The 23,016-nt window shown below is 52.9% G+C and carries 18 protein-coding genes; 13 read left to right on the forward strand and 5 right to left on the reverse strand.

All coding sequences use genetic code 11. The annotated features are described in order from the left end of the window. Positions 1-357: 357 nt before the first annotated feature. The 5 genes from uraH (at position 358) to ABLV17_RS06035 (ending at position 5,428) form a co-directional block, all read left to right on the forward strand. Entirely contained in the window at positions 358-759 is a 402-nt protein-coding gene (uraH, locus tag ABLV17_RS06015) for a hydroxyisourate hydrolase (protein ID WP_271032019.1), read from the forward strand. Between the two features lie 402 nt (positions 760-1,161). Further along, complete coding sequence (gene kdgT / locus ABLV17_RS06020; protein WP_087860329.1) at positions 1,162-2,160, forward strand: 2-keto-3-deoxygluconate transporter; 999 nt, start codon at positions 1,162-1,164, stop codon at positions 2,158-2,160. Positions 2,161-2,218: 58 nt separating this feature from the next. Beyond that, a complete protein-coding gene (gene kduI / locus ABLV17_RS06025) occupies positions 2,219-3,055 on the forward strand; it encodes a 5-dehydro-4-deoxy-D-glucuronate isomerase (protein ID WP_308958066.1) in 837 nt (278 codons plus the stop codon). A gap of 255 nt (positions 3,056-3,310) precedes the next feature. Next, entirely contained in the window at positions 3,311-4,618 is a 1,308-nt protein-coding gene (locus ABLV17_RS06030) for an MFS transporter (protein ID WP_308958067.1), read from the forward strand. Positions 4,619-4,627: 9 nt separating this feature from the next. Then, positions 4,628-5,428, forward strand: a complete 801-nt coding sequence (locus ABLV17_RS06035; RefSeq protein ID WP_271032021.1) for a substrate-binding domain-containing protein — start codon at positions 4,628-4,630, stop codon at positions 5,426-5,428. On the opposite strand, the gene ABLV17_RS06040 is transcribed toward ABLV17_RS06035, so the two are convergent. Both ABLV17_RS06040 and ABLV17_RS06045 read right to left on the reverse strand, forming a co-directional pair. Further along, positions 5,429-6,328: a LysR family transcriptional regulator gene (locus tag ABLV17_RS06040; RefSeq protein WP_087860325.1), complete on the reverse strand. Its 900-nt coding sequence runs from the start codon at positions 6,326-6,328 to the stop codon at positions 5,429-5,431. It abuts the gene before it with no gap. 118 nt (positions 6,329-6,446) lie between these two features. Next, positions 6,447-7,313 carry a GNAT family N-acetyltransferase gene (locus ABLV17_RS06045; RefSeq protein WP_308958068.1) on the reverse strand — a complete coding sequence of 289 codons (867 nt, stop codon included), beginning with the start codon at positions 7,311-7,313 and terminating at the stop codon, positions 6,447-6,449. Between the two features lie 603 nt (positions 7,314-7,916). Here ABLV17_RS06045 and ABLV17_RS06050 point away from each other — a divergent pair. The 3 genes from ABLV17_RS06050 (at position 7,917) to ABLV17_RS06060 (ending at position 10,461) form a co-directional block, all read left to right on the forward strand. After that, positions 7,917-8,753, forward strand: a complete 837-nt coding sequence (locus tag ABLV17_RS06050) for an alpha/beta hydrolase (protein WP_045393439.1) — start codon at positions 7,917-7,919, stop codon at positions 8,751-8,753. A gap of 287 nt (positions 8,754-9,040) precedes the next feature. Beyond that, positions 9,041-9,961, forward strand: coding sequence for a Kdo(2)-lipid IV(A) acyltransferase (locus ABLV17_RS06055; RefSeq protein WP_087860324.1), 921 nt, complete (start codon positions 9,041-9,043; stop codon positions 9,959-9,961). Between the two features lie 227 nt (positions 9,962-10,188). Further along, the gene (locus ABLV17_RS06060; RefSeq protein WP_015367862.1) at positions 10,189-10,461 is read left to right on the forward strand and encodes a DUF1471 domain-containing protein; all 273 of its coding nucleotides are present in this window, start codon (positions 10,189-10,191) and stop codon (positions 10,459-10,461) included. Positions 10,462-10,571: 110 nt separating this feature from the next. On the opposite strand, the gene ABLV17_RS06065 is transcribed toward ABLV17_RS06060, so the two are convergent. Then, on the reverse strand, positions 10,572-11,678 hold the full coding sequence (locus ABLV17_RS06065) for an alkene reductase (protein WP_271032024.1): 1,107 nt from the start codon (positions 11,676-11,678) through the stop codon (positions 10,572-10,574). Positions 11,679-11,883: 205 nt separating this feature from the next. On the opposite strand from ABLV17_RS06065, the gene cadC reads away from it, so the two are divergent. The 5 genes from cadC to lysS all read left to right on the forward strand — a co-directional run bounded on the left by cadC (position 11,884) and on the right by lysS (position 20,598). Continuing rightward, positions 11,884-13,410 carry a lysine decarboxylation/transport transcriptional activator CadC gene (gene cadC, locus ABLV17_RS06070; RefSeq protein ID WP_271032025.1) on the forward strand — a complete coding sequence of 509 codons (1,527 nt, stop codon included), beginning with the start codon at positions 11,884-11,886 and terminating at the stop codon, positions 13,408-13,410. Positions 13,411-13,775: 365 nt separating this feature from the next. Beyond that, positions 13,776-15,113 (forward strand): cadaverine/lysine antiporter, encoded by a 1,338-nt coding sequence (cadB, locus tag ABLV17_RS06075; RefSeq protein WP_015367859.1) that lies wholly within the window; start codon positions 13,776-13,778, stop codon positions 15,111-15,113. Between the two features lie 82 nt (positions 15,114-15,195). Then, a complete protein-coding gene (gene cadA, locus ABLV17_RS06080) occupies positions 15,196-17,343 on the forward strand; it encodes a lysine decarboxylase CadA (protein WP_015367858.1) in 2,148 nt (715 codons plus the stop codon). A gap of 60 nt (positions 17,344-17,403) precedes the next feature. After that, on the forward strand, positions 17,404-18,876 hold the full coding sequence (gene dtpD, locus ABLV17_RS06085) for a dipeptide permease DtpD (RefSeq protein ID WP_015704649.1): 1,473 nt from the start codon (positions 17,404-17,406) through the stop codon (positions 18,874-18,876). 204 nt (positions 18,877-19,080) lie between these two features. After that, complete coding sequence (lysS, locus tag ABLV17_RS06090; RefSeq protein WP_015704650.1) at positions 19,081-20,598, forward strand: lysine--tRNA ligase; 1,518 nt, start codon at positions 19,081-19,083, stop codon at positions 20,596-20,598. A gap of 58 nt (positions 20,599-20,656) precedes the next feature. Here lysS and ABLV17_RS06095 read toward each other — a convergent pair whose 3' ends face one another. Both ABLV17_RS06095 and ABLV17_RS06100 read right to left on the reverse strand, forming a co-directional pair. Beyond that, a complete protein-coding gene (locus ABLV17_RS06095; protein WP_271032026.1) occupies positions 20,657-22,045 on the reverse strand; it encodes an amidohydrolase family protein in 1,389 nt (462 codons plus the stop codon). Positions 22,046-22,062: 17 nt separating this feature from the next. Beyond that, positions 22,063-23,013 (reverse strand): carbamate kinase family protein, encoded by a 951-nt coding sequence (locus tag ABLV17_RS06100; protein ID WP_271032027.1) that lies wholly within the window; start codon positions 23,011-23,013, stop codon positions 22,063-22,065. Positions 23,014-23,016 lie beyond the last annotated feature (3 nt).

The raw sequence follows: 23,016 nt of genomic DNA on the forward strand, positions 1-23,016 counted from the left end.
ATGTAACGGCTGGTGTAAGTAAATTAGGGCTACACTTATCAACGCAAGTCTCTATTTATCAATTTTGCATTTGTATGTATGTCATTGATTTTTATTTTTATTGTGTTTTATTTTGATGTGATTCAGGTGCTTAAAACCCATAAACCTACGTACTTCTAAGCCGTAGGTCACAGGTTCGAATCCTGTAGGGCGTGCCATTATCGCTTCTCTTACGTTCGATTCCTCCATCCAACACAAGCCTCTGACGTAGATCCGCGCTGCTATTACCCGTTAATTAATAACGAAAAGTTTAATTTTATTTCCCAGCACGCTGACTATAGTGATGACACATTCACTTGCTTAATAAGGTCATCGCTCATGAAGTTAATTATCGCTTCCGTTATTTCATTGTTGAGTTTCAGCGCGCTTGCGGCGCCGGAAGGGACACTAAGCGTACATATTCTCAATCAGCAGACCGGTCTGCCTTCTCAAGGGGTGCAGATTGAGCTCGATAAGCAGCAGGGCAGCGGCTGGCAGCATATCGCCAGCGGTAAAACGGATGCCGATGGCCGTATCAAGTCGCTCTATCCGCTGGCCGATAATATGGAACCTGGGGTGTATAAAGTGACCTTCAAAACCGGTGACTACTTTAAAAGTCATAATATGAGCACCTTCTTTCCCGTCATTCCGGTTATTTTCAGCGTAACCGAACAGAACCAAAAGCTACATATCCCGCTGTTGTTGAGCCAGTATGGCTACTCTACCTACCGCGGTAGTTGATCCACGCACATTTCCTGGCCGGGCAAAGCGAAGACCGTCGTGTCTTGCTTTGTCCGGCGCATGTCACCGAATTCACTAAAACATCTATCTAACATTTCATCCCGCCCCTGATTGCCGCAACGTCGTGGCTATACCTCCCTTTTGTTTTCAATAAACGATCCTTCGTTCGATTTCTTTTTGATATGTGATGACGGTAACTAAAACGCTGTTTTGTTTTCATTGAATCATTATTTCACATGATCAATGATAACGGCATGGTATCAGTGTGGTGCGCACAACCCTGAGACTCCTGACTTTTCTCATCTGTTCGTAATGCAATGAACAGAAAGAATTTTTTCAAACGCTATTGAAAGAATAAGTCACATCCTTGCCGTACAGGTGGGGTGGAGATGAGGATAAAACATGAAAATCAAAGCAACCATTGAACGTATCCCAGGCGGCATGATGCTGGTCCCATTGCTGCTTGGCGCGGTGCTTAATACCCTTGCGCCGGATACCGGTAATTACTTTGGTTCATTCACTAAAGGCATGATTGGTGGGACGGTGCCAATCCTGGCGGTGTGGTTTTTCTGTATCGGCGCATCGATCGATTTGCGCGCCACCGGTACCGTATTACGTAAATCCGGCACGTTAGTGATCACCAAAATTGCCGTCGCCTGGATTGTGGCCTTTATCGCCGCGATGGTCATTCCGGAAAATGGCGTCCAGACCGGTTTCTTTGCCGGACTGTCGGTGCTGGCTATTGTCTCGGCAATGGATATGACCAACGGCGGTCTGTATGCCAGCCTGATGAATCAGTACGGCAGTAAAGAAGAGTCCGGCGCGTTTGTGCTGATGTCGCTGGAGTCCGGGCCGTTGATGACGATGGTTATCCTTGGCTCCGCCGGTCTGGCTTCCTTCGAGCCGCACCATTTTATCGGCGCGGTGCTGCCATTCCTGGTGGGCTTTGCCTTAGGTAACCTCGACCACGACTTCCGCGCTTTCTTTAGCAAAGCCACCCCGGTGCTGATTCCGTTCTTTGGCTTTGCGCTGGGCAACACTATCAACCTGAGCGTGATTCTGGATACCGGACTGCTGGGGATCGTGCTTGGCGTGGCGGTCATCATCATTACCGGTATCCCACTGATTATTGCTGACCGGGTTATCGGCGGCGGCAACGGGACGGCTGGCGTCGCGGCCTCTTCCGCAGCGGGCGCGGCGGTCGCGAACCCGGTGATCATCGCGCAGATTAATCCGGCCTTTGAACCGGTGGCGGCTTCGGCGACGGCGCTAGTCGCGGCAAGCGTCATCGTCACCGCGATTTTAGTACCGATTATTACCGCGCTGTATGCCAGACGCTTTGGCAACGTGCAGGCGGTGAAAGCACCTGCGGTAAATGTTGCACCATCCGCGAATCACTAACTTATTATCGCCCTCCGCAGGAGGGCTTTATCATTCAAGAATCTGCCTGGAGGCTAACGTGGACGTAAGACAAAGTATCCACAGCGCGCATGCGAAAACTCTGGATACCCAGGGGCTGCGTAATGAATTTTTAGTTGAAAAAGTGTTTGTGGCTGACGAATACACCATGGTGTACAGCCATATTGACCGCATTATTGTTGGCGGCGTCATGCCGGTGCAGCGCGGCGTTTCGGTGGGCGGAGAAGTCGGTAAACAGCTTGGGGTAAGCTATTTCCTCGAACGCCGTGAGTTAGGGGTGATTAATATCGGCGGCCCGGGTTGTATTACCGTTGATGGCCAATGTTATGAAATCGGCCACCGTGAGGCGCTGTACGTCGGTAAGGGGGCGAAAGAGGTGGTGTTTACCAGCATCGACCACGCAAAACCGGCGAAGTTTTACTACAACTGCGCCCCGGCGCATACCACTTATCCGACGAAGAAAGTCACCCCTGCCGATGTAGCGCCGGTGACGCTGGGTGACAACCTGACCAGCAACCGCCGCACCATCAATAAGTATTTCGTGCCGGATGTGCTGGAAACCTGTCAGCTCAGCATGGGCCTGACCGAACTGGCGCCGGGCAACCTGTGGAACACCATGCCTTGCCATACCCATGAGCGGCGGATGGAGGTCTATTTCTATTTCAACATGGATGAGGACGCCTGCGTCTTCCACATTATGGGGCAGCCGCAGGAGACCCGTCATATTGTGATGCATAACGAGCAGGCGGTAATTTCGCCAAGCTGGTCGATTCACTCAGGCGTAGGTACCCGCGCTTATACCTTCATCTGGGGGATGGTCGGCGAGAACCAGGTCTTTGACGATATGGATCACGTCGCCGTACGCGATCTACGCTAAAACTCCCCCTCAAGCCCGGATTGCCTTGGGGGGAAATGCAGCGGAGTTCACACTATCAGTGTTTAGAGGCGGGGCGGGGGGTAAGACCCTTTGCCCCGTCATTGTTGGTGTCGCGTAGATAGCCGACTTTATTAATGTGTCTTACGCATCAATAGATGCGCAAAATGCGCTTATTCTCTTTCGCAACTTCCCGCACTCTTACGGTTACCTAAATGTTAATGAGAGTTAACTATTCAGTTAATCAGGGAGAGTGTGATGTCCGCAACTGCCGCTACTTCAGTGTTTCGCGCCAGGGCCAAAGTGATCCTGCAAGTGACCTCAGGGAATTTTCTTGAGCAGTTTGACTTCTTTTTATTTGGTTTTTACGCCACCTATATCGCCCATACTTTTTTTCCTTCCGAAAATGAATTCGCCTCATTAATGATGACCTTCGCCGTTTTCGGTGCCGGGTTCTTGATGCGACCCGTGGGCGCGGTGGTGTTAGGCGCCTGGATTGACAAGGTCGGCAGACGCAAAGGCTTAATCGGCACGCTGTCGATTATGGCGATGGGGACCATCCTGATCGTGCTGGTGCCAGGTTATCAGACTATCGGTTTGTGGGCACCGGCGCTGGTGCTGTGCGGCCGACTGTTGCAGGGTTTTTCTGCCGGTGCTGAGCTGGGCGGCGTCTCGGTTTACCTCGCTGAAATGGCGACGCCAGGACGTAAAGGGTTTTATACCAGCTGGCAATCCGCCAGTCAGCAGGTCTCGATTATGGTGGCCGCTTCACTGGGCTATCTGCTCAATATGCTGCTCAGTGAGTCGAGTTTGCATCAGTGGGGATGGCGAATTCCGTTCGCGATTGGCTGCCTGATCGTGCCTTTTATCTTCTTTTTACGCCGCAACCTGAATGAAACCGCGGAGTATTCGGAGCGTAAGGAACATCCGACGTTAGGACAATCGCTGACGATTCTGCTGGCAAACTGGCGGGTGGTGATCGCGGGGATGTTAATGGTGGCCATGACCACTACCGCGTTCTATTTGATCACGGTCTACGCGCCAACCTTTGGCAAAAACGTGCTGTTATTAAGCGCCTCGGATAGCCTGCTGGTCACGCTGTTGGTGGCTATCTCTAATTTCATCTGGCTGCCTATCGGCGGCATGCTTTCCGATAAGTTTGGGCGTAAACCCGTGTTGGTCAGCATGACGTTGCTGGCTATTTTCACCAGTTGGCCTGCGTTATCGTTGCTGGCCCGCATGCCGGACTTCGCCATGATGTTGTCCGTGCTGCTGTGGCTCTCTTTTATTTACGGCATCTACAACGGCGCGATGATCCCCGCGCTGACGGAAATTATGCCCAGGTCGGTCAGGGTCGCTGGTTTTTCTCTGGCTTACAGCCTGGCGACCGCTCTGTTTGGCGGTTTCACGCCGGCGATGTCCACCGCGCTAATTAAAGTCACCGGGGATAAGGCGGCGCCCGGCTACTGGATGAGTTTTGCGGCAATCTGCGCGCTACTGGCGACGCTGTATCTCTATCAACGCGTTTCCCGGCAGGCATTGAAAACGCAAAATTCTTTAGGTTAAGAGGTGAATATGCAACGTAAATCATGGGTTTTCTCGTTAGTGATATTCACCTGCGGCTATGCGCATGTTGCCGCCGCGCAGGAGATCACGGTGATGATTTCCGGCGGCTTCTCCGCGGCGTTGGATAAACTGGCGCCCGACTATCAGCAAAAAAGCGGCAATACCTTACATATCATTCATGGTCCCTCGATGGGGAAATCCGCGGAGGCGATACCGAACCGCCTGGCGACAGGGCAAAAAGCGGATGTGGTGATAATGGTGGGATACGCTCTGGATGATTTGCAGAAGCAGGGCAAAGTGATGCCGGGGTCGCGTATTGAACTGGCGGACTCACGAATTGGCGCCGTTGTGCCAAAGGGCTCCCCGGTGCCGGATATCAGTAGCGTCGCCGCGTTGAAACAAACATTGCTGCAGGCGAAATCCATCGCCTATTCGGATAGCGCCAGCGGGCGTTATGTTGAAAAGGAACTGTTCCGAAAACTGGATATCGCCGCGCAGGCAAGCCCCAAAGCAAAAATGATCGAAAAAATCCCCGTTGCTTCGCTGGTGGCGAAAGGGGACTACGCGATAGGGTTTCAGCAGGTTAGCGAGCTGTTGCCGGTCAGCGGCGTGACGTTCGTTGGCCGTCTGCCGGATGAAGTGCAATACGTTACTCGCTTCGCGGGCGCCGTGGTTGCCGATTCATCCGCGCAGTCGCAGGCGAAGCAGTTGCTGTGCTATCTGGCTTCAGTCCCGGCGCAGGCGGAAATTCGTCGCACAGGCATGGATCCTTTACCCTCCAACGCCTGCGAATTACCGGAAGAGGGCTAATTATGCGGTGGGATGGTAAAAATCAGTAATGGCTTTTTCGAGTTCGGCGGCCAGAGGGGGTAACGCTCTGCCCGCTTTTTTTATCAGCCCCACCTGCCTTTTCACTTCAGGTTCCACTAGCGGAATACTGGCTAACGCGTGGTGCGCGTAGGCCGGCAGCGCCATCGCCGGTATTGCCGCGATACCAAGGCCGGCATCCACCATACCCAGCATCGTCGTGACATGGCGGGTTTCACAAACCGCAGTGCGTCGTGGCCCTACATCGCTCAGGGCGCCATCCAGCAGGTGGCGATTGCCGGAGATCTTATCGAGCCAGATATAATCGCGGTTAAAAAACTCCTGCCAGCAGAGGCTGTTACGCTGCGCCAGCGGATCGTCGCGTCGGCAAACCGCCAGGTAACGTTCATGAACCAGCGGCGTAAACACCACATCAGACGCGATCTCAGAGAGAAAACTCAGGCCGAAATCCGCCTGGCGATTTTGCACGGCGCTATAAACATTTCCGGCGCTGGTATCAATAACCTTGATCCGCGCCTTAGGAAAACGTTGACGGAATTGCGTAATGACCTGGGGCATAAAATAGTTGGCGGCTGAAGGAACGCAGGCGACCGTCACCAGCCCGTTGCCGAAAGCCGCGCGGTCGCTAATGCCGTCCAGGGCATCTTCGAATTCGGAAAGCAGATGCTGCGCCTTTGGAGCGAAAGCTCTGCCGGTTTGTGTGAGCGTCACCCGGCGAGTGGTTCTTTCAAACAATCTCACCCCTAAAGCAGTTTCCAGCTTCTCGATTCGCCTGCTTAACGCCGATTGCGAAATGCAAATCGCCTCGGCGGCGTAGCGAAAGCTGCCGTGCTCGCTGAGGGCTAAAAAGGCGTAGAGATCCTGCAGATCAAAAAGGGGCAAGTGGCGTTTCTCCTGGATTTAACAAAAAAACAACAATTGATTGTACTGTTTATTTTGTTTTCCAGGAAGAAACAACGCCGACCAGCCGCAGGTTAAATAGATGACCTGCGGCCCGGCATCAGGCGTGCGCCAGTAGCGGGAACATTAATTTGTTGTCGTGGAAGATGTTCTCTTTAGTCGAATAGATAAACAACATATCGTCGCCGTCTATTTTTTCGTACTCGCCCAGGCGCGCTTCCTTCGGCGTAAAACCGAGCACCGCCTGTTGCGATTGCGGTTGGGCGAGTTCATTGATAATGGTCGCCATGGATTGTCCGGCATCGCAAAAAATATCAAAGCAGATCAGCTCATGGGCGCTTTGCATCGCAATGGCGACGGCCTGGTTTTTCTCCGAGTAGTAGACAAAATGCTTCATAAACGCCGAACAGTAAAACATCAGCAGACCGAAGTTATTTTCCACTCGTAGCTGTGAAAAGGGGTTGGATTTCTGGTAGTAGTGCTTAAGCAGGGCGATATCCTGCGCACTATCCATATCCAGTTTACGGAAGTCGCCGGGTGTAGGCGAAACGGGCGCAACATATTGATATTCGTCGGTCCGCGTAAAGCCAAATTTGGGATAGAAGTCGACGGTAGTAGAATTGGCAAACAGGAAAAAAGCATCCGCTTTGCCACGCCAGTCATCAAGAATATGTTGTATCAACTGTCCGGCAAGCCCTTTATTACGGTAATCAATGTTGGTCATTACCGTACCTATTTGAATATAGCGTCGGGGTTGGCCTTGCCAGACCAGATCAATAATATTCGCGGAGGCGTTGGCGATAACTTTATTCTTATCAACGAAAGCGTAAGGGATATAGGATTCACTCCAGTACCCCTGCTGATACCAGGCGTCAAAGGATAGATCGAACGTTTTGATGGCTAAATCAATAAAGCTCTTTCTTAATGTATTATCATCTTTGAGTTGCTTAACCAATTTGTAGTGCATCGCAGTCATTCCTTTCTTATTCGTTTTACTATCCGGGATTGCTACAGGCAAATTTTACCCCTTGAAAATCACAGGCTTTGCGCCTGAGTATGGCGGTTTTCTGCGCTTTGTACAGCATTGGCGGAAGGGCATCGCTCAGGACGTTGCCTGGCTCACAATTAATAGCAAATATTCTGCGTGGATAAGGTCAGTGAGACGCACCTGCGGTGGAATTTGGTTTATTCTTTTTTCTCGGGGAATAATCTGAAGAAATCTATTTGAGAGAAATTTACAGTAAAACGTAAGTATAAGAGGAAAATATTTTAATTATTCCTTTTTGACATAACGCACTGATATTTATCTATAAATAAAAAATATCGGAAAGGCATATTTTATCAATAGGTAATATGCACTAACGCTCAACAGTATATGGCGTATTTTAGTTGCTGCGTTGATATTAAATTGCTGAGAGATGAGCTAAATGAGCCATCATCTTCTACACTTTATGGCGCCGTTGCCATTGAGGTTTTTCGCAAGCAAGGGAAAGGCTTCATATCAGCGCTGAATGTAACCAATTGAATGTTAATGAGAAGTTGTCATATTTTCAAGAGAGGAGTTCCTGATATGGCATTCGTAACAACTAAAGATGGCGTTAATATTTATTTTAAAGACTGGGGTCCGAAGGAGGCTCAGCCGATTGTGTTCCACCATGGCTGGCCGTTAAGCGCTGATGACTGGGATAACCAGATGCTGTTTTTCCTCGCACAGGGTTTTCGCGTCATCGCTATCGATCGCCGTGGACATGGGCGTTCCGACCAGGTAAGCGAAGGCCATGATATGGATCACTATGCGGCCGATGCTTCGGCGGTAGTGGAAAGTCTGGATTTGCATAACGCTGTCCACGTTGGCCATTCAACCGGTGGCGGCCAGGTCGCGCGTTATGTGGCCAAGTACGGCCAACCGCAGGGCAGGGTAGCTAAAGCGGTATTAATCAGTTCCGTACCGCCGCTGATGGTCAAAACCGACAATAACCCTGGCGGTACGCCCATCGAAGTGTTTGACGGTTTCCGCAAGGCGCTTGCCGCCAATCGCTCGCAGTTTTATCTCGATGTTGCCAGTGGACCGTTCTACGGCTTTAATCGCGATGGCGCAGAGGTTTCGCAAGGTACCATTCAAAACTGGTGGCGCCAGGGGATGACCGGTAGCGCGAAAGCCCACTATGAAGGGATTAAAGCCTTCTCTGAAACCGACCAGACAGAAGATCTGAAAGCGATTACGGTGCCAGTGCTGGTTATGCAGGGTGACGACGACCAGGTCGTTCCTTATAAAAATGCCGCCATTTTGCAGGATAAACTCTTAGCGAATAGCGAGCTTAAAATTTATCCGGGCTTACCGCATGGTATGCACACGTCACATGCGGATGTGATTAACGCCGATCTGCTGGCCTTCATTCGTTCATAACGATATTCAGCCTTCGAAGACGTTTCTTCGGAGGCTATTTATTTATTGTTGAAGATGAATAACGCAAACTTTAGTTTGCGTGCCGCTGTACGAAAAAATTAATAATAAATTTGTTACATAGTTCGTTTAATACCAGGGCAGCGTACAGGTTATAGTCTATGCTTGTACGCGTATTACCGCACGAATAGGAAAAAACTAAATGTTATGGATCGGGTACCTTATCCGCAAATTCGGACTGAGGCCTCCCGCTGGTATGTAAATCAAGGATCCTGAAGAGCAATACTCAGATGTCGCATTTACCCAAATTCTCTCTTTCATTATTACACCCGCGTTACTGGCCGGCATGGCTGGGTATTGGCTTATTGTGGCTGGTGGTACAACTACCTTATCCGCTGATCTATCGTCTGGGCCATGGGTTAGGGCGTTTATCCATGCATTTTTTGCGCGGAAGGGTACGTATTGCGAAGCGCAATCTTGAGCTCTGTTTTCCACATCTCAGCCCGGCGCAGCGCCATGAAATGTTGGTTAAGAATTTTGAATCTCTGGGCATGGGGTTGATGGAAACCGGCATGGCATGGTTCTGGCCGACCCATCGCGTCGAGCGCTGGACCGAGACCAGCGGCGTCAACGAAGTCGTTGAACTGCAGGAACAGAAGCAGGGTATTTTGCTGATTGGCATTCACTTTCTGACTCTGGAGCTCGGCGCGCGGATGTTTGGCATGTTCACGCCGGGGATTGGCGTTTACCGGCCAAACGATAATCCGCTGATCGACTGGCTACAAACCTGGGGACGTCTGCGTTCTAACAAGACGATGCTGGATCGTAAGAACTTGAAAGGTATGGTTAAGTCACTGAAAGAGGGAGAAATCCTCTGGTACGCTCCGGATCATGATTATGGTCGCGCCAGCAGCGTATTCGTTCCCTTTTTCAATGTTGATAATGCTGCGACTACCACCGGGACCTGGATGCTGGCGAGAATGTCAAAAGCCACCATCGTTCCTTTTGTTCCGCGAAGAAAGCCCAACGGCGCCGGGTATGAGCTGATTGCGCTGCAGCCAGAGGCGACGCCGCCGCTGGATTCCCCGGAAACTACCGCCAGCTGGATGAACAAAATTATTGAGCAATGTATCCTGATGGCGCCGGAACAGTACATGTGGCTGCACCGTCGTTTTAAGACCCGTCCGGAAGGGGTTCCGTCGCGCTACTAAGCGCGGTGGCCGGTGAAAAATAATCCGATAAATAGCGCGCTTATTAATCTAGTGTCTATACTCTAAATAATTCGAGTTGCAGGCAGGCGGCGACGCAGAGAATCCCCAGGAGCTTACTCTAGTAAGTGACTGGGGTGAGCGAGGAAAGCCAACGCACATGCAACTTGAAGTATGACGAGTATATACTGAAAGAGCCTCAATTAGGCTCAATCCAAGGAGAATGTAGGATGAAAAAGGTATTAGTCGCTTTAGCTCTTTCTGCTGTTGCCTTTGGCGCCTCTGCTGCGCAATTAATTACTAAAGAAGAAGCTTCGCATTTCAAACTGACTCACGTGGGCAGTATTTCTGTGGGGCCGTCTGGCGGGCAATTCTCTTCACCTTCTGATCTTCACGATCAGCTTTCTAAGCTGGCAGATGAGAAGGGCGGTAAATATTACATTATTACCGCGGCGCGCGAACACGGGCCGAACTTTGAAGCAACGGCGGAAGTGTATAAATAATTAATCACGTTGATTAATTATATATAAACGTCGAAAGTCTGATTTTTAACCCGGCATGCCACCGCGCTGCCGGGTTTTTTATTTAAGTACTGTGAAGCGATATATCCTGTTTACTTCGCGTCGATGGTAGGGTAGTCGAGGTAGCCCTCTTTACCACCGCCGAAAAACTGCTCTCTGATTGGCTGATTGAGCGGCAGGTTGTGCTGCAGACGATACGGCAGATCCGGGTTGGCGATAAACGGGCGACCAAAACCAATCAGGTCGGCCCAGCCTTTGGCCAGCGCTTCTTCGGCACGTTCTACGGTGTATTTCCCCGAATAAATCATTGTGCCGCGGAACACCTGTCGTAGCGCTTCTTTAAAGGCAGCGGGCATCACTGGCGCATCATCCCAGTCGGCTTCGGCGATATGGATATAGGCGATGCCGATATCATTGAGGACGCTGGCCGCCGCCAGATAGGTGGCTTCCGGCGTATCATCTTTCGACCCCATCAAGGTGGTCAGCGGCGCCAGGCGGATGCCCAGTTTCTCTTTACCAATCGCATCGGCAACGGCTTGCGCCACTTCTTTGAGGAAACGCAGGCGATTGGTTAACGAACCGCCGTACTCATCGGTACGCTGGTTTTCACGAGAATCAATAAACTGATTGATCAGATAGCCATTCGCACCGTGTAGCTCAACGCCATCAAAACCGGCGGCAATAGCGTTACGCGCGGCCTGTGCATATTGTTCGATGATAGCCGGGATCTCTTCGCGAGTCAGGGCGCGCGGCATCGAGTGCTGCACCATTTCACCAACGCCGTTTTCCGGACCGCGTCCTTCGACATCGACAAAGACCTTCACTCCTTCAGCCTGAATTGCAGATGAAGAAACCGGTGCGGCATTACCCGGCTGCAGTACGGTATGGGAGACACGCCCTACGTGCCAGAGCTGGGCAAAAATTTTGCCTCCCGCCTGGTGTACCGCGGCGGTGACTTTTTTCCAGCCGGCGATCTGCGCTTCATTATAGATGCCAGGCGTCCAGGCATAACCCTGTCCCTGTTGGCTAATCTGCGTGCCTTCGCTGATAATTAAACCGGCGCTGGCGCGTTGGGCGTAATACTCCGCCATCTGATCGGTAGCGACGTCACCGGCCCCGGCGCGGGAACGCGTCATCGGCGGCATCACGATACGGTTGTTTAACGGTAGGGCCGGCAAAGAATAGTGGTCGAATAACATAATGCGTCTCCTTAACGACTTGATGGACGCAGCATAGACCCTGGCTATTTTGGATTAAATGACAACGATGTTCATAGACTGTTAACTGATTTGTATATAAAGGGGGTAGCGTATGCCAAACGTGTGGGGTATTGACCACCCGCATAATTAGGTAGGCGAAATGTGGTATTATCGCGCCTTTCCCTTTTCGTCCTGGGGTTTTTTTATGCAACAACCTGTTGTTCGCGTTGGGGAATGGCTCGTTACTCCTTCTGTAAACCAAATTAGCCGGAACGGACGTCAGCTTACTCTCGAACCGCGTTTAATCGATCTTCTGGTCTACTTTGCTCAACATCCTGGCGAGGTACTTAGCCGGGACGAGCTTATCGATCACGTCTGGACGCGCAACGTGGTGACCAGCCATGTCGTCACCCAGAGTATTTCCGAGTTGCGTAAGTCACTGAAAGACGGCGATGACGGCAGCATGGAATATATTGCGACGGTGCCCAAACGCGGTTACAAGCTGACGGTCCCGGTAATTTGGTGTACGGAAGAGGGTGAAGAGTTGGCGCCGATTGTCCCGCCAGTGGCCCCTGTCACCGTTCCTGAAACGTCGCCACCGACTATTTCTCCTTCATCTGCCTCGCCTGCGGCGGCGGCAGTGCCGGAAAAACGTAAACGGATCACCACCTTCTGGGTGTGGACGCTGTTCCTGCTGGCGTTGGGCAGTTGCGTCGCGTTAGTCGCCTTGTCGTCGATAGAATCGCGGCCGCCGGAAACCAAAACTCGCCTGCTGCTAAACCCGCGCGATATCGACATACACCTGGTAAACGGCAGTTCATGCAACAACTGGGCATCGCAGCATGCCTATGCGGTAGGGTTGGGCAGCCTGGTAACCACCTCGCTCAACACTTTCTCGACCTTTATGGTCCACGATAAAACCAACTACAACATCAACGAGCCCAGCAGTTCGGGTAAAACGTTGACCATCGAATTCGTTAATCAGCGCCACTATCGCGCCCAGCAGTGCTTTATGTCGGTGCAACTGGTCGATAACGCCGACGGCTCGACGATGCTCGATAAACGCTACTTTATTACCATGGATAACCAGCTCACCATTCAGAATGACCTGCTGGATAGTCTGTCAACCGCGCTAATGCAGCCGTGGCCGGATCGCATGAAAGCGATGCTGAAACAGTATCAACCCGCGCAAAGCCCTTCATTAACCCGTCTTTATCAGGCCCATCAGCTGTTAATGAAAGGTGATGTCGATTCATTAGGTAAAGCCAGCGATATACTCGATGACGTCATTAAACAATCGCCGGACTTTATTTATGCTTACGCCGAAAAAGCGCTGGTGGATGTATTACGTCATTCGCAGCAGCCGTTGGATGAAAAACAATTAGCGACGCTGTATGCCGAGGTTGAAAAAGTGGGTGAAATGCCCGGTATTAAAGATATGGCGATCTTCTACCAGATAAAAACGGTAGATATGTTAGGCAAAGGGAAAATAGATGAGGCGTACAGCGCTATCAACACAGGCATTGATTTAGAAATGTCGTGGATGAATTACGTGCTGCTCGGTAAAGTCTATGAGATGAAAGGACAGAACCGCGAAGCTGCGGATGCCTACCTGACGGCGTTTAATTTACGCCCTGGCGAAAACACCTTGTACTGGATTGAAAACGGAGTATTCCAGACCTCCGTCACCCGCGTAGTACCATATCTCGACAATTTCCTCGCTTCAGAATAAGTAAACCCTCATCATGCTCATGGTTTTGAGTATGATGAGGTTAAATTTATGTATCTCATGAGCACTCTGATTGTTACCTGAAATAAGCGTTATTTTCCTGCCTGGTAACACAATTTCAACACCGGTATGCACGTCTAACCCTTTGTAAATAGGCGATGTTTATCTTTTTTTGATATCAACATGTCATGTTTATATGTTAATCGAAAAAGGTCAAAATATCATTTGTCTGATGTTTGTAGTTATTTCACTTTATCTTTAGGATTTATCTCGTACGAATCAGTAATCTTGTTGGCAGTTGGTCGGGTCAATAAATGGTTCTCTATCATGATCTGTACCTCCCAAATAAACTTAGGAGAAAAACAACCATGAGTTCTGCCAAGAAGATCGGGCTATTTGCCTGTACCGGCGTAGTCGCCGGTAATATGATGGGGAGCGGTATTGCACTATTACCTGCGAACCTCGCCAGCATCGGTGGTATTGCCATTTGGGGTTGGGTGATTTCTATTATTGGCGCGATGTCTTTGGCTTATGTTTATGCCCGACTGGCGACCAAGAACCCGCAGCAGGGTGGTCCAATTGCTTACGCAGGGGAAATTTCTCCGGCCTTCGGTTTCCAGACCGGCGTCCTTTATTATCATGCAAACTGGATTGGTAACCTGGCAATCGGTATTACCGCCGTCTCTTATCTCTCTACGTTCTTCCCAATTTTAAATAACCCGGTGCCAGCAGGTATTGCCTGTATTGCCATCGTGTGGATCTTTACTTTCGTTAATATGCTCGGCGGGACCTGGGTAAGCCGTCTGACCACTATTGGTCTGGTACTGGTGCTTATTCCGGTGGTAATGACAGCGGTCGTCGGCTGGCATTGGTTTGACGCGGCAACTTATCAGGCGAACTGGAACACCTCCAGCACCACTGATAGCCACGCGGTCATTAAAAGTATCCTGCTCTGCCTGTGGGCCTTCGTTGGCGTAGAATCCGCCGCAGTGAGTACCGGGATGGTGAAAAACCCGAAACGTACCGTACCGCTGGCAACCATGCTGGGTACGGCGATGGCCGGTATCGTCTATATCGCCGCGACTCAGGTTATCGCCGGTATGTATCCTGCTTCTCAGATGGCCGCGTCCGGTGCGCCGTTCGCAATTAGCGCCTCTACCATTCTCGGCGGCTGGGCTGCTCCGATGGTTTCCGCTTTCACCGCCTTCGCTTGCCTGACTTCTCTGGGCTCGTGGATGATGCTGGTTGGCCAGGCCGGTGTACGTGCCGCCAACGACGGTAACTTCCCGAAAGTGTATGGCGAAGTCGATAGCAACGGTATCCCGAAAAAAGGCCTGCTGCTGGCCGCGGTGAAAATGACCGCGCTGATGGTGCTGATTACCCTGATGAACTCCGCCGGTGGTAAAGCATCTGACCTGTTCGGCGAGCTGACCGGTATCGCGGTACTGCTGACCATGCTGCCTTACTTCTACTCCTGTGTTGACCTGATTCGTTTCGAAGGCATCAACATCCGCAACTTCGTTAGCCTGATTTGTTCGGTACTGGGTTGCGTGTTCTGCTTCATCGCGCTGATGGGCGCAAGCTCCTTCGAACTGGCCGGCACCTTTATCGTTAGCCTGATTATCCTGATGTTCTACGGTCGCAAAATGCACCAGCGCCAGCAGAACAACGCAACGGATAACAACAGCCCCGCTAACGCGCACTAATCAGTAACCCTTTTTCCTGAGGCTCCTTCCATCACCTGTCACATCGAGACGGGAGGGGCTTTCTACATCTGGAGATTTGACTATGAACGTTATTGCAATCATGAATCACATGGGTGTTTACTTCAAAGAAGAACCCATCCGTGAACTGCATCGTGCTCTCGAACGCCTGGACTTCCGTATTGTCTACCCGAACGACCGTGACGACTTATTAAAACTTATCGAAAACAACTCTCGTCTGTGCGGCGTGATCTTCGACTGGGATAAATACAATCTCGAACTGTGCGAAGAAATCAGCAAAATGAACGAGTACATGCCGCTGTACGCTTTCGCTAACACCTACTCCACTCTGGACGTTAGCCTCAACGATCTGCGCATGCAGGTTCGCTTCTTCGAATATGCGCTGGGCGCCGCTGAAGATATCGCGAACAAAATCAAACAGAACACTGACGAATACATCGACACCATTCTGCCGCCGCTGACCAAAGCGCTGTTCAAATATGTACGTGAAGGCAAATACACCTTCTGTACCCCAGGCCACATGGGCGGTACCGCGTTCCAGAAAAGCCCGGTAGGCAGCATCTTCTATGATTTCTTTGGTTCCAACACCATGAAATCCGATATCTCCATTTCGGTTTCTGAACTGGGTTCACTGCTTGACCACAGCGGCCCGCACAAAGAAGCGGAAGAGTATATCGCTCGCGTCTTCAACGCTGAACGCAGCTACATGGTGACCAACGGTACATCAACCGCTAACAAAATCGTCGGTATGTACTCCGCGCCTGCCGGCAGCACCGTGCTGATTGACCGTAACTGCCACAAATCGCTGACTCACCTGATGATGATGAGCGACATTACGCCGATCTACTTCCGTCCGACCCGTAACGCCTACGGTATCCTCGGCGGTATCCCGCAGAGCGAATTCCAGCACGCGACTATCGCCAAGCGTGTGAAAGAGACGCCGAATGCGACCTGGCCGGTACACGCGGTTATCACCAACTCAACCTATGATGGTCTGCTGTATAACACCGACTTCATCAAGAAAACCCTGGATGTGAAATCCATCCACTTTGACTCCGCATGGGTGCCTTACACCAACTTCTCGCCGATCTATGAAGGCAAATGCGGGATGAGCGGCGGTCGCGTTGAAGGGAAAGTGATCTACGAAACCCAGTCCACGCATAAACTGCTGGCGGCATTCTCTCAGGCTTCGATGATCCACGTGAAAGGCGACGTTAACGAAGAAACCTTCAACGAAGCCTACATGATGCACACCACCACTTCTCCGCACTACGGTATCGTGGCTTCCACCGAAACCGCGGCGGCGATGATGCGCGGTAACGCCGGTAAACGCCTGATCGACGGTTCTATCGAACGTTCGATCAAGTTCCGTAAAGAGATCAAACGTCTGAAAGGCGAGTCTGAAGGCTGGTTCTTCGATGTATGGCAGCCGGAACATATCGATGGCGCTGAATGCTGGCCGCTGCGCTCCGATAGCGCATGGCACGGTTTCAAAAACATCGATAACGAGCACATGTACCTCGACCCTATCAAAGTCACGCTGCTGACTCCGGGGATGAAGAAAGACGGCACCATGGATGATTTCGGTATTCCGGCAAGCATCGTGGCGAAATATCTCGACGAACACGGCATCGTGGTTGAGAAAACCGGTCCGTACAACCTGCTGTTCCTGTTCAGCATCGGTATCGATAAGACAAAAGCGCTGAGCCTGCTGCGTGCGCTGACCGACTTCAAACGCGCGTTCGACCTGAACCTGCGGGTGAAAAACATGCTGCCGTCTCTGTACCGTGAAGATCCTGAATTCTATGAAAACATGCGTATTCAGGACCTGGCGCAGAACATCCATAAACTGGTTGAGCATCACAACCTGCCGGACCTGATGTTCCGCGCATTCGAAGTGCTGCCATCCATGGTGATGACCCCGTATGCCGCGTTCCAGAAAGAGCTGCACGGTCAGACTGAAGAAGTGTACCTCGAAGAGATGGTAGGCCGCGTCAACGCCAACATGATCCTGCCGTATCCTCCGGGAGTACCGTTGGTTATGCCTGGTGAGATGATCACCGAAGAAAGCCGCCCGGTACTGGAGTTCCTGCAGATGCTGTGCGAAATCGGCGCTCACTACCCGGGCTTCGAAACCGATATCCACGGCGCATATCGTCAGGCGGATGGTCGTTACACCGTTAAAGTGCTGAAAGAAGAAAACAACAAGTAATAGACGCACACAAGGGAAGTGGCTTGCCACTTCCCTTTTTTCACGCTGCAAGGAGAACCTATGAAAACACCCTCACAGCCGCGCGCGATTTACTACATCGTAGCGATCCAGATCTGGGAGTACTTCAGCTTTTACGGCATGCGCGCCTTACTCATCCTTTATCTCACCCACCAACTTGGCTTTGACGATAGCCACGCCATCAGTCTGTTCAGCGCCTACGCATCTTTAGTTTACGTAACCCCCATTCTCGGCGGCTGGCTTGCCGACCGCCTGCTCGGCAACCGCACGGCGGTGATTGCCGGGGCGTTGTTGATGACCCTCGGCCACGTGGTGCTGGGCGTCGAATCTGATTCCACCTGGAGCCTCTATCTGGCGCTGGCGATCATTATCTGCGGCTATGGTCTGTTCAAATCCAATATCAGCTGCCTGCTCGGCGAACTGTACGCCGCTGACGACCATCGTCGCGATGGCGGTTTCTCGCTGCTGTATGCCGCCGGTAACGTCGGTTCGATAGCCGCCCCCATTGCCTGCGGGCTGGCGGCGCAGTGGTACGGCTGGCATATCGGCTTTGCGCTGGCGGGGATCGGCATGTTTATCGGCCTGATGATTTTCTTAAGCGGCAGCCGCTACTTCCGCGACACCCGCGGCGTCGACAAACAGGCGCTGCGTGCGGTGAAATTCGTGTTGCCGACCTGGGGCTGGCTGGTGGTGATGCTGTGCCTGGCGCCGGTGTTCTTCACCTTGCTGTTAGAAAACAACTGGTCCGGTTATCTGCTGGCGATTGTCTGCCTGTTCGCCGCGCAAATGGTGGCGCGGATCATGATCAAATCGCCGCAGCACCGCCGCGCGCTGTGGCAAATCGTTCTGCTGATGTTGACCGGAACGCTGTTCTGGGTGCTGGCGCAGCAGGGCGGCAGCTCGATTAGCCTGTTTATCGACCACTTTGTTGATCGCCGGCTGTTCAATATTGAAGTACCGACCGCGCTGTTCCAGTCGGTTAACGCGGTGGCGGTGATGGCCGCCGGCGTGATCCTGGCGTGGCTTATCCGCCCGGAAGGGCGAACCCGCTCGGTGTTAAAAGTGTGGCTGAAATTTGCTTTCGGCCTGCTGCTGATGGGCGGTGGATTTATGCTGCTGGCGCTGAATGCCCGCCACGGCGCGGCTGATGGTCAGGCCTCGATGGGCATGATGGTCGCCGGGCTGGCAATGATGGGCTTTGCCGAACTGTTTATTGACCCGGTGGCGATGGCGCAGATAACCCGTCTGAACATGCCCGGCGTCACCGGCGTATTAACCGGCATTTATATGTTGGCCACCGGCGCGGTCGCCAACTGGCTGGCCGGGGTGGTGGCGCAGCAAACCACCGAATCGCAAATCAGCGACACGGCGATTGCCGCCTATCAGCATTTCTTCTCGCAGATGGGTGAATGGACTATCGGCTGCGTAGCGGTGATTGTCATTGTCGCCTTTGCCGCGATTTGCAGCACCGGCCAGCGCAGCGCGACCGGGGACATTAACTCAACAGCCAAGTGAGCAGGAGGTGGATATTCTGGCAGGCGCGGAAGCCAACGATAAAAAATACCGTTAGTGAAGCCATAGCTGAGTGAGATCAGCTTGTAGTGAATCCAGAGTCGTTAAGATTGTTCTCTGGTGTGTTACCAGAGACAGGCCGCGCTGAATGGTGACCTGGTTCAATTTATCGAAGCTAGTTTGAAAGCAGGGTTATGAGGAACCAACATGTCTGAACAACAAGCACAAGGTGCCGATGAGGCAATTGACCTTAATAATGAACTGAAAACTCGTCGCGAAAAATTGGCTGCGCTGCGTGAGCAGGGCGTCGCTTTCCCGAACGATTTCCGTCGCGATCATACCTCTGACCAATTGCACGCTGAATTCGATGCGAAGGATAACGATGAACTCGCTTCCCTGAACGTTGAAGTCTCTGTTGCTGGCCGTATGATGACCCGCCGCATCATGGGTAAAGCCTCTTTCGTTACCCTTCAGGACGTCGGCGGCCGCATTCAGCTGTACGTCGCGCGCGATGACCTGCCGGAAGGCGTCTACAACGAACAGTTTAAAAAATGGGATCTCGGCGATATCATCGCCGCCCGCGGCAAGCTGTTCAAAACGCAAACCGGCGAACTCTCCATTCACTGCACCGAGCTGCGTCTGCTGACCAAAGCCCTGCGCCCGCTGCCGGATAAATTCCACGGCCTGCAGGATCAGGAAGTCCGCTATCGCCAGCGTTATCTGGATCTGATCGCCAACGAAGAGTCGCGTCATACGTTCCGTATCCGTTCGCAGATCCTCGCCACCATGCGTCAGTTCATGGTTGCCCGCGGCTTTATGGAAGTCGAAACCCCGATGATGCAGGTGATCCCCGGCGGCGCTTCCGCCCGTCCGTTCATCACCCATCACAACGCGCTGGATCTGGATATGTACCTGCGTATCGCGCCGGAACTGTATCTGAAACGTCTGGTGGTTGGCGGCTTCGAACGCGTCTTCGAAATCAACCGTAACTTCCGTAACGAAGGGATCTCCGTACGTCATAACCCAGAGTTCACCATGATGGAACTGTATATGGCGTATGCGGATTACAAAGACCTGATCGAACTGACCGAGTCGCTGTTCCGCACTCTGGCGCAGACGGTGCTGGGCAAAACCGAAGTGCCGTATGGCGACCAGGTGTTTGACTTCGGCAAACCGTTTGAAAAACTGACCATGCGTGAAGCCATCAAGAAACACCGTCCGGAAACCAACATGGCGGATCTGGATAATTTCGACGCGGCGAAAGCGCTGGCGGAATCTATCGGTATTCAGGTTGAGAAAAGCTGGGGTCTGGGACGTATCGTCACGGAGATCTTTGATGAAGTGGCGGAAGCGCATCTGATTCAGCCGACCTTCATCACCGAATATCCGGCGGAAGTTTCTCCGCTGGCCCGCCGTAACGACGTGAACCCGGAAATCACCGACCGCTTCGAGTTCTTCATCGGCGGCCGCGAAATCGGTAACGGTTTCAGCGAGTTGAACGATGCGGAAGATCAGGCGCAGCGTTTCCAGGATCAGGTCAACGCCAAAGCGGCGGGCGATGACGAAGCGATGTTCTATGACGAAGACTACGTCACCGCGCTGGAGTACGGCCTGCCGCCGACCGCCGGCCTGGGTATCGGTATCGACCGCATGGTGATGCTGTTTACCAACAGCCACACCATCCGCGACGTTATCCTGTTCCCGGCCATGCGTCCGCAGAAGTAATCGTGTTTGGTAAATGAAAAAACCCCGGCTTGCCGGGGTTTTTTACATGACGCTGCCATCAGGCTCCGACGCTGCCCCAGACCATCTTACCGTTATGGAAGGTGGCGGTACGCGGCGAAATTCGCGCCACGGCTTCGGCGGAGCAGGAGGCATCGACCAGCACAAAGCTGGCGTCGTCCTGTGCTTTTGGCCATACGCGCTCGCCTTTGTCATTCAACGGCAGCACGTCGCCGGTGGCGATGGCCAGCGCGCGCGACAGGGTCTGCTCATTGGGGCGGATATACAGCTGGGCGTAGAGATTGGCTTTCTCCAGCATGTCGCCCAGTCCGTAGGGCGACCAGTGGTCAATCACGCTATCGGTACCGGTCATCACGAAGACGCCTTTTTCGCGCAGTTGCTTGAGCGGCATGTGCAGAGTGCCGATCGGCACGGTGGAGGCGATGGTGATTTGCTGCGCCGCCATGCGGGTCGCGATGGCATCGACCTGCTGCTCGTTCAGCGTCGCCAGCGCAAAAGCGTGGCTGATGGTCAGCTTGCCTTTCAGCGCCGGGGTCTTCTCCACGGTTTCCACCATATAGTTCACCGCCGCCACGCCCGCCGGGCTGGTTTCATGCAGGTGAATATCCACCCCTTTGTCGTAATCCAGCGCAATCTGGAACATGGTATCGAGCGATTTCTCCATCGCGCCATCGACATTAGTCGGATCGAGACCGCCGACATAATGGGCGCCGGCCTGCATCGCTTCGCGAACCAGTGATTCCGATTTCGACAGCAGCAGCCCGTGCTGCGGAAAAGCGACGATTTCGCAATCGAAGCCTGGTTTACGCCGCGCCAGCACTTCCTGCAGATTCTCAAGGTTCTTCAGCCCGGACACCGGCTCAATGTTGCAGTGGCTGCGGGCGATAGTGGAGCCTTTGGACTGGATCAGGTCGATAAGCTTCTCGGCGTGCGCCTGCGTATAAGGCTGGAGTTCCGGCAGCAGTTTCTGCTCAAGCTTGATCATATCCTGAATGGTGGTGCCCGCCGGGCGGTTAAGCGAGCGCCACGGGCCGCCGTAAAACGTTTTGTCCAGATGGATATGCATGTCGCGCATGGCGGGCAGCATCAGTTTGCCGCCCGCATCGTAGCGCGGCAGCGTGGCATCCGGGTGGCTATTATTGCTGCGCAGGGCGACGATTTTGCCGTCTTTTATTTCCAGCGTTTGCAGCTCGGTCCGGGTGTGAACCACCACGCCGTTTTCATATTCGAAGCCGCTTTCCAGCAGCACGTTATCAAGGTAGTAATGTTTAACGGCGACGTTGACCGCGCCTTTATTATCGCAGGCGGCCGCGGACGATTGGCTTCCCGCGGCATACGCCGCCGGCGCGCCCGCTGCCAGCAGCGCGGCGGCGGTGACCATCTTGCCGCTTTGGGTAAGAAATTCGCGACGGCTATTGTCTTTATTCATTCTTTCTTCCTTTTGTGTCAGTCATGCACAATATGGGTTCCCGTTTCGCCACGTAGCGCGGCTGGCAGACATTCCGGCGTGGTGATGATCACCCGTTTGCCGCCGTGTTGCAGGAACGTGAGGCTGGCGACGATTTTTGGCAGCATACTGCCTGCCGGGAAATGCCCTTCCTGCATATAGCGGCTCATCTCGCTGATGCCAACGCAACCCAGCGCCTGCTGATTAGGCTTGCCGAAATTAACGCACACTTTCTCCACACCGGTGGTGATCACCAGAATATCAGCATCAATTTCGCGGGCCAGCAGGGCGGTTGAGAGATCTTTATCGATCACCGCATCCACGCTCTGGTAGTCGCCCTGCGGGCTGCGTACCACCGGGATCCCGCCGCCGCCGGCGCCGATCACCACAAAGCCTTGCCGGGTCAGCGCCTTGATAGCTTCCGCTTCGACAATGCGTTTCGGCTCCGGCGAGGCGACCACCCGGCGATAGCCGCGACCCGAATCTTCCACAAAGCGCCACTCAGGATGCGCCTGCTGCAATTCATCGCGCTGGCTTTCGCTGAAGAACGCGCCGATAGGCTTGGTCGGATGGGTAAAGCCGGGATCGTTTTTATCGACTTCAACCTGGGTGACGACGGTGACCGCCTTTTGTCCGCCGCGCTGGGCGAGGCGGTTATTCAGCGCCTGCTGAATGAGGTAGCCGATGCCGCCCTGGGTATCGGCGACGCAGTTGGCCAGCGGCGTCAGCGGCAGACCTTCTCGTTCGTGGGCTATCTCCGAGCGGCGTAAATCCAGCCCAACCTGCGGGCCGTTACCGTGGGTTAGCACCACGTTATAGTCCGATGCCAGCATCTCCAGCACCGTGCTGGCCACCGCTTTGACCGCCTCGGCCTGATGCTCGATCGACTGGCTGGCGTTATCTTTGATAATGCTGTTGCCGCCAATGGCAACGACGATAAGTTCTTTCATATC

The organism is Klebsiella sp. CN_Kp091 (assembly GCF_040065095.1).
GTDB classification, from domain to species: domain Bacteria; phylum Pseudomonadota; class Gammaproteobacteria; order Enterobacterales; family Enterobacteriaceae; genus Klebsiella; species Klebsiella aerogenes.